Origin of the sequence: Mesorhizobium tianshanense (genome assembly GCF_007830515.1) — a bacterium.
In the GTDB taxonomy this organism is placed as follows: Bacteria; Pseudomonadota; Alphaproteobacteria; order Rhizobiales; family Rhizobiaceae; genus Mesorhizobium; species Mesorhizobium tianshanense.
In genome coordinates, this window is record NZ_VLKT01000020.1 from 25,456 (window position 1) to 38,376 (window position 12,921).

12 protein-coding genes and 1 pseudogene are annotated in these 12,921 nt (G+C 62.7%); 11 read left to right on the top strand and 2 right to left on the bottom strand.

The genetic code is table 11. The annotated features are described in order from the left end of the window. Positions 1–75: 75 nt before the first annotated feature. The 3 genes and pseudogenes from IQ26_RS41470 to IQ26_RS41820 form a co-directional block, all read left to right on the top strand. Positions 76–594 carry a hypothetical protein gene (locus IQ26_RS41470; RefSeq protein WP_420846397.1) on the top strand — a complete coding sequence of 173 codons (519 nt, stop codon included), beginning with the start codon at positions 76–78 and terminating at the stop codon, positions 592–594. Then, a complete protein-coding gene (locus IQ26_RS17030; protein ID WP_145719272.1) occupies positions 594–1,661 on the top strand; it encodes a DUF7146 domain-containing protein in 1,068 nt (355 codons plus the stop codon). The genes IQ26_RS41470 and IQ26_RS17030 overlap by 1 nt, the downstream gene beginning before the upstream one ends. Before the next feature lie 126 nt (positions 1,662–1,787). Continuing rightward, a pseudogene (locus IQ26_RS41820) lies at positions 1,788–2,754 on the top strand (transposase); the annotation flags it as partial. A gap of 444 nt (positions 2,755–3,198) precedes the next feature. On the opposite strand, the gene IQ26_RS17040 reads toward IQ26_RS41820, so the two are convergent. Then, entirely contained in the window at positions 3,199–6,933 is a 3,735-nt protein-coding gene (locus IQ26_RS17040; protein ID WP_162457983.1) for a PAS domain-containing protein, read from the bottom strand. Positions 6,934–6,974: 41 nt separating this feature from the next. Next, positions 6,975–7,325, bottom strand: coding sequence for a tyrosine-type recombinase/integrase (locus IQ26_RS17045; protein WP_240547153.1), 351 nt, complete (start codon positions 7,323–7,325; stop codon positions 6,975–6,977). A 434-nt stretch (positions 7,326–7,759) separates the two neighbouring features. Between IQ26_RS17045 and IQ26_RS17050 the strand changes: the two genes are divergently transcribed. The 8 genes from IQ26_RS17050 (at position 7,760) to IQ26_RS17085 (ending at position 12,920) form a co-directional block, all read left to right on the top strand. Next, entirely contained in the window at positions 7,760–8,686 is a 927-nt protein-coding gene (locus tag IQ26_RS17050) for a DUF2493 domain-containing protein (protein WP_145719276.1), read from the top strand. A 975-nt stretch (positions 8,687–9,661) separates the two neighbouring features. Continuing rightward, complete coding sequence (locus tag IQ26_RS17055) at positions 9,662–9,991, top strand: DUF736 domain-containing protein (protein WP_145719278.1); 330 nt, start codon at positions 9,662–9,664, stop codon at positions 9,989–9,991. Between the two features lie 299 nt (positions 9,992–10,290). Further along, on the top strand, positions 10,291–10,518 hold the full coding sequence (locus IQ26_RS17060; RefSeq protein ID WP_145719280.1) for a transcriptional regulator domain-containing protein: 228 nt from the start codon (positions 10,291–10,293) through the stop codon (positions 10,516–10,518). 70 nt (positions 10,519–10,588) lie between these two features. Further along, positions 10,589–11,107, top strand: coding sequence for a DUF2285 domain-containing protein (locus tag IQ26_RS17065; protein ID WP_145719282.1), 519 nt, complete (start codon positions 10,589–10,591; stop codon positions 11,105–11,107). Positions 11,108–11,241: 134 nt separating this feature from the next. Then, positions 11,242–11,532: a helix-turn-helix transcriptional regulator gene (locus IQ26_RS17070; RefSeq protein ID WP_145719284.1), complete on the top strand. Its 291-nt coding sequence runs from the start codon at positions 11,242–11,244 to the stop codon at positions 11,530–11,532. Between the two features lie 104 nt (positions 11,533–11,636). Further along, on the top strand, positions 11,637–11,990 hold the full coding sequence (locus tag IQ26_RS17075) for a DUF2840 domain-containing protein (protein WP_167522691.1): 354 nt from the start codon (positions 11,637–11,639) through the stop codon (positions 11,988–11,990). Further along, the gene (locus IQ26_RS17080) at positions 11,960–12,628 is read left to right on the top strand and encodes a S26 family signal peptidase (RefSeq protein ID WP_322791163.1); all 669 of its coding nucleotides are present in this window, start codon (positions 11,960–11,962) and stop codon (positions 12,626–12,628) included. Before IQ26_RS17075 ends, IQ26_RS17080 begins: the two co-directional genes overlap by 31 nt. After that, entirely contained in the window at positions 12,594–12,920 is a 327-nt protein-coding gene (locus IQ26_RS17085) for a DUF736 domain-containing protein (RefSeq protein WP_145719288.1), read from the top strand. The genes IQ26_RS17080 and IQ26_RS17085 overlap by 35 nt, the downstream gene beginning before the upstream one ends. The last annotated feature ends 1 nt before the right edge of the window (position 12,921 follow it).

The window sequence follows — 12,921 nt, forward strand, 5'->3', positions numbered from 1 at the left end:
GTGACGGTTTGGAGCAGAGAGAGGCCGCCGGCTCGGGCGGTAGTCGATGCTTCTGCACCGGTTCGGCGCACGGTCATGGCGGTCCCCGAAATGACCGAGAACGACTGGTTCGCGACGGTGAGGGGGAAGAAAGCGGCGGAAGACGGCGGCGAAACGGCTATGGCGGACGCCGAGCAGCAATTGGAGGGTGAGCCGGCCGAGATCGACACGCATGCGCTCGCCGTCGAAGCATACGACCACACGAGGGCCGGCCGGCAACGGCGGGTCCTTCTTTCATTTCAGGAGTTCGCTATGAAAACCGCAACGGATCTCGCGCAGCGTCTCGGTCGCCAAGCAGAGGCGGCCTGCCGTTACTATCTCTCAGCTGGACACCGCGAGGGCCGCTATTGGCTGGTCGGCGATGCCCGCAACACGCCTGGACGCTCCATGTTCGTCCGGCTGACAGGGCCGGTTTCCGGCAAAGGCGCGGCCGGCAAATGGACCGAATATGTTGCGCCGAGGGTTATGTTGCGCCCCCGCGATGGGGCGCTGTCCTACAGACGATCGACGGCCTCTGCGCAACATAATGTCAGCGCGCCGCGGGAGGTTTCGTGATGCCCCGCGACGCTTCCGAACTGGCGCGTCGTCTCGCCCGCGATGCCGAGGCGGTATGCCGCCATTACCTGTCCAACGGGCGGCGCCAAGGCCGCTACTGGACGGTGGGCGACGTTCGCAATGCGCCCGGCCGGTCGACGTTCGTCCGGCTGAGCGGGCCGGAATTCGGTCCCGGCGCAGCCGGGCATTGGACCGATGCCGCCTCGGCCGAATATGGCGATCTCCTCGACGTGATCCGTGAGAGCTGCGGTCTGGTCGACTTTCGCGATGTCGCCGAGGAGGCACGACGCTTTCTGAGTCTGCCGCGCGCCGAACCGCGCCGCAGCCCAAAGCCCGTTCGCACACCCGTTCCCGCCGGATCGCCGGAAGCGGCGCAGCGGCTCTTCGCCATGTCGCAGCCGATCCGCCGGACTCTCGTCGAGACCTACCTGCGCAATCGCGCCATCACCATGCTTGCCGGAACCGGAGCGCTGCGCTTCCATCCGTGCTGCTACTACCGGCCGGACGAGCATTCGCCGACCGAGACCTGGCCGGCGATGATCGCCGCCGTCACCGATCTCGATGGCCGCATCACCGGGGCGCATCGGACCTGGCTCGATCCCAACGGCTTCGATGCCGTCCGGCTCGGCAAGGCTCCGATCGACACCCAAAGGAAGGCGATGGGTAGTCTCCTCGGCCATGCCGTTCGCTTCGGTGCGCCGCGCGAGGTCATGGCGGCCGGCGAAGGCATCGAGACGATGCTGTCGCTGCGCAGTGCGCTGCCTGCCATGCCGATGGCTGCCGCGCTCTCGGCCAACCACCTTGCCGCCCTTCTGCTCCCGCCGATGCTACGTCGGCTCTACATCGCCCGCGATGCCGACGCCGCAGGCGACACGGCGCTCGCGGCATTGACCGAACGCGCCGAAGCAGCAGGCATTGAGGCGCTTGCCCTGTCTCCGCGCATGGGCGACTTCAACGAGGATCTGCGTGCTTTCGGCGTCCGCGCGCTACGAGCGGCACTGCGCATCCAGCTCGCACCGCAGGATGTCGTTCGCGTCATGCGTCAGGGAACGGCCAGGACAGTGTGACAGATCGATCCGGCGAGGCCCCTGCCGGACAAAGCCGCGCCGACCTTCTAGTATATGCTATGGGGCGAGCCGCGAGGGTGTGGCATCCTTCGGCGCTGTCAAACCACCATCAGAAGGAGGCGTTCCATGTCGCAGTCGTTTGACGCGAGCCGGTCCCTCACCGCTCTTGATCAGAATAGCACACTCATCGCCGTCATCGAGATGAGCAAGGCGAAATGGCTGATTGCCGCGCTTGTTCCGGGTCTCAAGCGCCAGTCGCTCAAGAAGATCGATGCCGACGCGCCAGCGCTGTTGAAGCTGTTGCAGCGCTGGCGCGACGACGCCGGCCAGGCCGGGCACACGATCAAGCGGATCGCCGTCGCCTATGAGGCGGCCGGCGACGGCTTCTGGCTGCGGGCACGCGGCATCGAGGCCTGCGCCATCCATCCCGCCAGCGTTGCGGTGTCGCGCGAACACCGGCGCGCCAAGACCGATCGTCTCGACACCGAGCTTTGATGCGCGCCTTTCTCGGCTGGCTGCGCGGCGAGAAGCGCCACTGCAGCATGGCGGCGATCCCGACGCTTGCGGAGGAGGACGCGCGCCGGCCGAACCGCGAGCGCGAGACCCTGGTCACAGAGAAGACGCGGCACATCAACCACATCAAGGCGATCCTCGCCCGCTCGGCGTTCGCGGCTTGCGGCTGAGCCTGCGCCGGGCGGCGGACAGGCTCGAGACGATCCGCACGGCCGAGGGAACGCCATTGCCGGACAACACCCGCGCCGAACTCTACCGCTTCCTTGAGCGGCTTAGCCTGGTGCGCGAGCAGATCCGCGCGATCGAGCAGGAACGCCTACACCAACTCGCGGCGGCTCCGGCTGGGAGAGAAGGCCCGCACGCGATGATTCGCCTCATCGCACTCACTATCGGCATCGGCGTCGAGACGGCGGACATGCTGGTCCACGAGATCCTGTCGCACCAGCTGCGCGATCGCCGCGCCGTAGCGCGCTATGCCGGGCTCACCGGGTCGCCGGACGAAAGCGGCAAACGCCGCCGCGAGAAGGGGCTGGCACGCGCCGGCAATGCCCGAGTGCGGCGCGGCATGATCCAGCTCGCCCGTTCGGACCGGTTGCCGAAACGGCCCCGGCGCTCCCAATACTGCTGATTTGTTCTGAAGCCGTAGACACGGAAGGACGCAGTCTCCGCGCGTCCAATGGCCTATGGGCGTCAAACGTCTCGAACCGCGAGGTTGGTGCGCAACGACTCATACGATAGGATCCCGAAGCTCGGGCGGAGTTGGGCAGGCCGCCCGCTCAGACGTCGCGCCCTCTCCCAGAAGGAAGGCGCTATCGGCGATCGCCCCGAAGCTCGCTTTACCCCCACTCGCAAGGCTGACGTGCTTTCGGCCACAAGGATCTCGCCCAGCCCTTCGCCGCTCCCACGACGAGCATCTGGCGTGCGGCCGCACCGCCGATGCGATAGCCTCCGGCTCGTTCACATTCTGGCTTCACGACCGCTCTTCCGACTTCTCGGATGAGCGGAGCGCGACGGAGATCCGGCATCACTGTCCAAGCCGAGATAACATGCTCTTCAAGGTCCGGACGGCGCTTGCCTTGTCCAGCTTTTGCAGGTCAAGAAAGATTCGCATTCCAGGCTCTTCTTGACGGAGGATCCTAGTTTGATCGATCGACCCGTCGAACTGGTCAACGACCTTGTAGTTGCGAACAAGGTCGGCGAACCCCTTGGCACGAACCGGCGGTTGTTCCTCGGCCAGGATGGCATCTTTTACCAGCGAGTAGGTTTCATGGCTCAGAAGGACGCCACCCGGCCCGGCATGGGACTGAAGGCGAGATGCCAGATTCACCGGACTGCCGATGATGGTATAGTCCATTCGGTCCTCGCTGCCGAAGTTCCCAACGGTGCAAAAACCAGTGCTGATACCGATACGCAACCGAAAAGGTTTTTCCAAGCCGGCGTCCCGCCACTCTGACTGAAGCGCGCGCATTTGCCGTTGCATCGCGACAGCCATTTTGACGCAGGCCAACGCGTCCACTTTGGTGCCTTTTGTGTCGGGATCACCGAAGAATGCCACGATCGCGTCACCAATATATTTGTCGATGGTGGCGCCATGCTCGAGCGCAATCCTCGACATCTCAGTGAGATAGTGGTTGAGAAGGGCCGTCAGCTCCTCGGACTCAAGTCTGTCAGTTGTGGCGGTAAATTCTGCAATGTCGGAAAAGAAGACTGTGAGCTTCTTGCGCGTGGAAGCGATCTCCACGCTGCGCTTGCCGCTGAATATCGACGAATAGACTTGAGGCGACAGGTATTTCGACAACTTCGTGGAGAGCACCTCGAGTTCCCGCTTCTGCTCGCTCACAAGCTGGTTGGCGAGTGCTGCCTTGCGGTTGGCCTCACGCAGTTCCTCCTCCGCCCGTTTGATCTCGGTAATGTTGGCGTATATCGCGACCGTGCCGCCTTCCGTAGTCTTGCGCTCGCTGACCTGGATCCAACTTCCATCGGCGCGGCGTTGAACATGGATTTCGCCCGGGTTGCGATGCCTTGCGAGGCGCTCGGCAATCCACTGTTCTTCGCAGCCCTTGGCTTCCGTCACAAGCCCCTGCTTCACCGCGTTGCGGATCAAAGTTTCGTATGGCGTGCCAGGGCGGGGCGAGCCCAAGCCAGGGTAGAGAAGCTCGCCGTAAACGCCGTTGCAGATCACTAGGCGGTCCTGCGCATCATAGAGCGAAAAGCCCTCCGAGATCGACTCGATAGCGTCGCTCAGTCGCTGCTCGCTGCGGCGGAAGGCGATCTCTGCCTCTTTCGGTGCTGTCACATCGCTCCACGAACCGACAACTTCCACGGGTTCGCCGTCTCGGTTGCGGATCAGATGCTGCTCATCGATTACCCAGCAGTAGGTTCCATCCTTCTTGAGGAACCGGTACTCGATCGTATGGCGGCCGGTCTCGAAAAGCTCGACTGATTGTGCCTCTACCCGGCCGCGGTCGTCCGGATGCACGCAACGCCACCAGAAGTTCGGGTTCTCGAGATACTCCTGCGGCTCATATCCAAGCCAATCGCGCACGTTCTCGCTTATGAATGTCGGCGCGAAATCTCCTTTTGCTTTGAAGCTATAGATGACGGCCGGAGCGCATGACAGCAGGTGGACGAGTCGTTCTTGGGCAGCAACCAATGCATCGCTGAGCTGCTTCCGCCGAGTGATATCGCTCCAGGCACCGACTACCTCAATAGGGTCACCCGCCGCTGTGCGGATCACTTGCAATTCATCGCTGACCCAGCAGTAACTGCCATCCTTTTTGCGGAACTTGTACTCGTTGCCGAGGCGCCCCTTCTCGAAAAGGCTCGAATACGCCTTGAGGATGCGCGGAGCGTCGTCTGGGTGAATCCGGCTTTGCCAGAAATCGTGGCCATTGAGGTATTCCTCACGCTCGTAGCCAAGCAGATCCTTGACGTTCTGGCTGATGAAGCTCGGATCATAGTCACCAGTTGCCTTGAAGCTATAGATGACGGCCGGCGAGCTCGATAGCAGATGCTCGATGCGCTCGCGGGCCACCATTGCGGCTTCTTCGGCACGCTTGCGTTCGGTGATATCGCTCCACGAACCGACTACCTCGACCGGCTGCCCCTCTTCGTCCCTGATCAGCCGCTGCGCGTCGTTGACCCAACGATAGCTGCCATCCTTCTTGAGGAACCGATACTCGACAGTGTGCCAGTCATCCTTGAACAGACGGACCGCCTGCGCCTCCACCTCCGCGAGATCGTCGGGGTGGACGCAACTTCGCCAGAAATCAGCGTTCTCAAGGTATTCCTGCGGCTCGTATCCGAGCCATTCCCGAATGTTCTGGCTAACGAAAGTGGGCGCGAAATCGCCCGTCGCCCGGTAACTGTAAATTACGGAAGGTGCCGATGACAGCAGGCGCCCGATACGGTCCTGCGCGGCGACCAGTGCCTCGCCAATGTCCTTGCGCGCTGTGACGTCGTTCCACGAACCCACCACCTCGAGAGGGTCGCCGGCAGCACTACGGAGCAAGTGCAGTTCGTCAGCAATCCAGCAATAGGTGCCGTCCTTTTTGCGGAACCGGTATTCGATGCTGAGATGCCCCTCAGCAAAAAGCCGGTCGTACTCGCCAAGTATGCGCTGACTGTCGTCGGGATGGACGCGGCTCAGCCAGAATTCGGGGCTTTCGAGATACTCCTCGCGCTCGTATCCGAGCAGGTCCTTCAGGTTGCGGCTGATGAAGGTGGGTGCGTAGTCGCCCGTCGCCCTGAAGCTGTAAATTACCGCAGGAGAGTGGGTCAGAAGCCGTTCGAGACGGTCATGGGCCGCTCCTGCGGCTGCTTCCGCTGCCTTGCGCTGAGTGATGTCACTCCATGAGCCGACCACCTCAGCCGGCTGTCCTGCGCGGTCCCGAATAAGCCGCTGTTCGTCGGCCACCCAGCAATAAGCGCCGTCCTTCTTGAGAAAGCGATATTCCACTGTGTGGCGACCGTTCTTGAACAGCTGGAGCGACTGCGCCTCGACCTCTGCGAGATCGTCGGGGTGGACGCGACGTCGCCAGAAGTCCGGGTCTTTCAGATAATCTTGAGTTTCGTAGCCAAATAAGTCGCGGATGTTATCGCTGATGAAAGTCGGCGCGAAATCGCCGGTCGCCTTGTAGCTGTAGATGACTGCTGGCGAGCTAGCCAGCAACTCGACGAGCCGCGCATGCGCTGCGGCTCTCGCCTCCTCCGCCGCCTTTCGGTCGCTGATGTCGCTCCAGGACCCGACGATCTCGAGCGGCTTCCCGGTCGCGCTCCTGATCAGGTGCTGCTCATCATTCACCCAGCAATAAGACCCGTCCTTCCGGCGGAAGCGATATTCGACCGCATGCACGCCGTTCTGGAAGAATCTTGAGATTGCCTCCTCAACCTTGACGAGATCGTCTGGGTGGACACGATCTCGCCAGAAGGCGGGATCCTTCAGGTAATCAGCGGGCACGTAGCCGAACACACGCTCGATGTTGTCGCTGACGAAAAGCGGCGCGAAATCACCAGACGCTTTGAAGCTGTAGATTACCGCAGGAGACGAACTCAGTAGCCGCGTCAGCCGTGCACGGGCTGTCGCCTCAACTTCCTCTAGCTGTTGGCGTGACTTGCTTTCACGGCTGCGGCTGGCGCATCGCAGTACCTTTTCAATGATCGCGGCCGTTCTCTCCTCGTCGAAAGCGGCCGCCTCTAGTTGCAGTGCCTGATGCAGCGCGACGGTCGCGTTCCTGGCGTGTTCTCGCAGCGTGGTCATGGTAATCCCCATCACGCAAATGCGCCGTATTTCAATCAATCCTAACATACCGGTGCCCAGGAACGGTGATGATTCCGTCGCGCCGCCACCGCGAAGCTGTGCCGGAGATCGTGCAGGCGCGGGATTCGTCGCCCGCCTGTCGTGCTATGGACTCTGGCGATACGCCGCGGCGCGTCGAATGCGGCCTGAACGGTGCTGCTGGCGAGCCGCGTGCCGTCCCGATTCGCCAGAAGGAAGGAAGTCTCGCCTTGGGCAAGCTCGCTGCGCCGCCGCAGCGGCATGTCGTTGGCCAGGACTGCTGCAAGCTGCGGTCCGATCGGAACCAGACGGCTCTTGCAGAACTTCGTGGCGCGCATGGTCAGAACGCGTTCCGCCAGATCGACGTCCGCCAATGTCAGTGCTGTCGCTTCACTGAAGCGCCTCCGCAACCTTGGCCTTCAGGCTCTGTGGATGGGAATCCGGATGCAGGTCGCCCCCGACGATTTCGGCCGCTTCATGTCGACCTCGGCATAGGCGGCACGATCGCATTGGCGAAATCGCACCGACATGGCTCGCGGGCTTGGCTCCCCCCTTGACGCCGGCGAGGAACGCGACCTGGCCTTCGAGAGGGCGAGCGGCCGGCAAACGCTCCGACCGGCAATGCCTGCGGCCGGCTATTTTCCGCCGCCCTTCGGGCTTTGCAGCGCGAAACAAAATACCCGGCCTGCGTCATCCTCCGCTGCCGCTTCGGCCCTCGCTTCGCTGCGGGTGCAGGTCGTCGCGCCCGCCGGCTTTCGTCGCCAGAAGGCCGCGAAGGTCGCGGTCATATCCGGCGAAGGAGCATCCCATGACCGACCACGATCACGATTTCGAACCCGCCCACGCTTCATCCCCCATCGACCATGTCCTCACCGAGCTCCAGCTCTACGGTTACCGCCCGTTTTGCGATGAACCAGATCCTCGGCCACTTCCGGAAGGCAATGTCGTCGCCGGCGCGATCACCGACGTCTTCCAAGCGCTGGTGGTGTCACTCTCCGACACCCGACTCGAGCCCGACCTCGATGATTTGCTCTGGTCGGCCGTCAATGTCTTTCACCGCGCCACCGGCCGTATTGAACGCGAGCTCGACGACAACGGGCAGGAGCAGCGCCGCAGTCAGCGCGAACAGGACGGCAGCGAAGTGAAATCGGTCGAGCTGGAGCGCCTGACGGCCGAGGGCCAGACCCTGATCGAGCGTCGCAACGTTTTCGAGCTGATGCGCGACCATGCCGCCGATCTCTACGAACATCATATTGGTACGAGCTGGCGACCGCGCTCGGGATCGATGGTCAGCCATCGTAACCTGACGGCAGCGATGATCGACAGCCGCGATTTCCTGCACGCTAAGAAGCGCGCCGAAACGCAGGTCCTGCTACCACCAGGGCCGAAGATCGCCTTCACCGGCGGGCTCGACTTCAACGACCACAGCCTGATTTGGGCCAAGCTCGACCAGGTCCACGCCAAGCATCCCGACATGGTGTTGATGCACGGCAAGTCGCTGAAGGGCGCCGAGAAGATCGCCTCCCGCTGGGCGGACCATCGCAAAGTGCCACAGATCGGTTTTGCGCCCGACTGGACAAAACACGGCCGTGCCGCCCCTTTCAAACGCAACGACCAGATGCTCGACGTTCTGCCAATCGGCGTGATGCTGTTCCCCGGCACTGGCATCCAACACAACCTCGCCGACAAGGCCCGCAAGCTCGGCATCCCAGTCTGGCAGTTCGGCGGCGGGTGACCGTCGCCGAACTGCCATAGCTTTGCACCACGATGCGGCAATTGCCGGCGAAAGTCTGGTGCTTTTGTGGAATTGCCTGCGCATTCCATGAGAACGAGGATCTTTGGCAATTTAAGACTGCGCCGTTCGCATTTGCTTCGATCACGGTCCCGCAGAGCTGCGGATTGACCTAACCCAATGGCCGATCCTGACGCTATGCCTCTGCATCGACGCGTCCGTGGCCATGCAAGGCGGGAGTGCCTTTTTATCCGTACACACCAAAGCACCGGCGTCCACATTGCAGAGCGACCCTCGCTTGGGCGACAATTGCCGGCCATGAAGGCATCTATGGCATTGGTAAGGCGCATTGTGCCGCCGCAACTGGCAGTCGCCTCTCTCGTTTGGCGTTCGCACTCGGCACGTCCGTGATGGAGGCTCCGGAGCGGCCAGAAAGGCTTCTTGCTCGATCATCACGGGCGTTGGCTGACGCACTATTGGCACGCGAGCAGCCCGGTCAGGTCGAGGCGTCCCCAGATTGAAGCGTTTGGACCAGGTCGGCGTGGCAGGCCCGCTTCAATGTCTGCGATCGGCATTGGTGCCATGCGTGCACCATTGGCTCAGCTGCCGAATAGCCGAACGTCGGCACGCAGGGAGACATCGCCGCCGGTTGCCCAGCCAAGAACATTGAAACTGGGATGAATGCGCCAGGTTGTCCGTTGACCCGTCTCTGCCAGGTCGACCGCTCCAAACGGTCTCTCAATGGGCTGATCTGGCCGCAGGCCGGCTGCGCCTCGACCGCCTAAGCCGCAACGGCGCGGGAGCGACTTTCTTCCCCTGGGCTGCGCCCATTCCTCGCGAACAACAAAGTCGCTCCCGCGCCGTCCTCCGCTTCGCTGCGGCCCGCAATCGGGTGCGGCGCCGGTCGCCTCCTGCCTGTGGATCGCCATCGAGACCGCAATGGTGCGGGCTCGGAAACAGTGATCAAGGAGAACGAACATGGCGACCATCGGCACTTTCAAGAGGATTGGCAAGAAAGAGCTCACCGGCGACATCATTACCCTTTCGCTCCAGGCCAAGAACGTCCGCATCGTTCCGGCGGCTCACCGCGCCGGCGACAACGCTCCCAGCCACCGCGTCTTGTATGACGGGATTGAAATCGGGGCTGCCTGGTCCAAGCGCTCCAGCGAGGGCCGCGACTATCTCGGTTTGAAACTGGACGATCCGAGCTTCACCGCTCCGATCTACGCCAACCTGTTCGATGACGAGGAAGACGAAGGCTACATCCTCATCTGGTCTCGCTCCAACGGCCGCCGCAGCGGAGACTAGGCCGCCTAAGCACCTCGCCCGCCCGGACTACCGGGCGGGCTACTGCTTTTTAGGCGACCACTCGGCTCATGCCTGACTTGCGTTTGCGCAATCGCGCTGAACCGGACATGGCCTGGCCCCACTTGGTTCCGCCCGCCTCGCAAGGCGGCTATGTGCCATCTGGCGGTGCGCCACACCTGATCGCCGCTTGCCGTTTGCTACGCTTTGCTGAATCAGCACAGCGGTTTGCCGACTCTCCAACTACCCAACGTCCGTATCGCCAGGGATGTTGATTGCGAAGCCCTCGACCAGACGAGGGCATGCGGAGAGGACTTGGAACGTTGCAGGGTAACTGGACCGGTCCGGCAGCCTATGCGCACATGCCAGACTATGAAGCCGCCGATTTCGCTGCCGAGTATCTGATCCGGAACGACGAATTCGTCGCCGAATGCAGCCAGCTTGCGTCGCGAGGCGCACATACCGGAGACCTTCTCGGTCCGCCCGACTTCGCCGCCCGTTGGGGGGCGCGATTTCACAATTGCCACTGAGGAGCTTCCGTCAGCTAAGGATATCGTCTGGACGGAACAGGCCTCGCCGCGCGCGCTGCGGGCCACACGGATGCCTGCCTCGATTGGTCCTTCGCATCAGACCGTGCATCCTTCCAGGCTCAGCAGCGCCAGCGTCTGGGAGCAGAGTGACGGGTTTCAGGTGCTTTGGCCGGCTTCGACGCGAACGCATCAGCTGGTTGCTGAAGGCTGCGACAGTCCATCGGGCATCGATGCCGTTGTTCTGCCGCTCGACGGCGCCTTCGAGACGCGGCTCGATGCAGCGCGCCAGTTCTGGCGGGCACTGAGCGGTCGACCACTCGCTCCAGCCCATGGTGCACTGCCGCAACAGGCCAAGATCAGGCATATCCTCAATTTGCGCGCTCATGATGGTCGTCGCACCGGCGCAACGTTTCGTCAGCTCGCCGAGACGCTGTTGTCGAGAGAGCCGATCGCGCCACGGGATTGGCGCGATCATCATCTGAGGCACAAGGTCCGGGCGATCCTGCGGCGAACGGAGCGCATGGTCGCCGGCGGCTATCGCGATCTTCTTTTCTATCCACACAGCCGCGGCCGAAAATCCGATCGCTGAAGCCTTTTTCGCAGGGGTAGCAAAAACGCACCCCCTGATCTTTGCCCTCCCTTGCTCTTCCTCATTTCGACCATGCTCCGTTTCGCGCGTCCCGGCAGGCCAGGACGACAGCAAAACCGAATGGAGATCGAGCGATGTCGAAGGGTCCCGCGGACGCGCCCCAAAAATACCTGCGCACGAAGGAGGCAGCACCTATTGTCGGGCTTTGCGCCCGCACTCTCGAGAAGCACCGGACATACGGCACAGGCCCAAAATACCGCAAGATCGGCGGCCGTGTCCTCTACGACATCGACGATCTGCACGCCTGGATCGCGCTTGGCGCGCGCACTTCCACCAGCGATGCTAACGCGACCTTTGTCCCGCCGGCCAAGCCCCATGCGGCCCTTGCGCCAGCCTATGCCGCCAGACGCGATCGCGTCTCCTGAAACGCGGTGCAACGACAATGTGGCAGCACTTTCACGACGGTGCCCGGCGTGAACTGTTTCTTGCTCGCGCCACTGACATCGCGCCATGCGACGCACAGGACTTGATGTCCTGGCCCTACTTTCCGTTGGCAACATCGTTGCGCGTGGCGCCGATCGATCTTCGCATGCGCGAGGTATCGATCAGCACCGAGGCGACCATCGAGCTCAACATTCTGCGCGAGCGCTGCTTGGCCGTCGCTCATGTCCAGGCTTGCGCTATCATCCTGCTCGCCGCGGGAAGATGGCCGAACATCGCAAAGGTGATGAAGAGCATCGGCGCGATCGACATCGATCCTGCCGACGTTTCGCCGGAGCATTGGCGCCATTCCCATAGCCGGCTCGCCGCGCGGGAAGCGCCCAGGTCCTACACCCGCCAGCGCCATGATGCTTGGCTGATGCGCCGGCGGACTTGGCCATGAGTGTGCGCCCAGCGATCATCGCCGCGATGTTCGGCGGCGCGGTTCTCGTCGCCGTACCGGCTTGGATTGGCCATCGACCGCAGTTGACCTGGAACGTATCCGCGAGCGTTCCGATCGGGCTCTACCGCGTCGAGCCGTACCGCAGGATCGGTGTTGCCGACGTCGCCGTTATCATGCCGCCCAAGCCGCTGGCGGACTTCATGGCAAGACGCAGATATTTGTCGAAAAACGTGCCGCTGCTGAAGCGCGTGCTTGCCCTCAGTGGACAGACCGTTTGCCGTCGCCGCACCGCTATCATCGTCGGCGGCGTGATCTATGGACATGCGCGTGAGCATGACAGTCGCGGCCGAGCGCTGCCGGTCTGGCAGGGCTGCCGCGTGATCGCCGGTGATGAAGTCTTCCTCATGAACTGGGACGCAGCCGACAGTTTTGACGGTCGCTATTTCGGGCTGTTGCCGCTCACGTCGATCATCGGCCGCGCGGTCCCGGTCTGGACTTTTGGCCACCCCTTTTCAGCGCCGAACGCTTCCAATGATCCCGTTGGCGGCGAGCTGGCTAGGGCTCGCTCCACCCCTCCTCAACGCTCACGAAAGGAGCACTGCAATGGCCCTGATTGGCGTCTTCACCCGCAACGATGACGGCTTCTTCGGCAACATCACAACACTGGCACTCGACGCAAAGGTCGCCATCCTGCCTGCGGAGAAATCGAATGCAGAAAACGCGCCCGACCATCGCGTCTTCTGTGAAGGCATGGAGGTTGGCGCAGCGTGGGATCGTAGCGGCGACAAGGCCGGCGCCTATCTCTCCGTCTCGATTGACGATCCATCCTTCGCGCAGCCAATACGCGCCAATCTGTTCCAGTCCGATGCGGAGAAAGGCGCCTGGGGCCTGTACTGGAGCCGGCCATCGAAGCGCAACGAGCAAGGCTGAT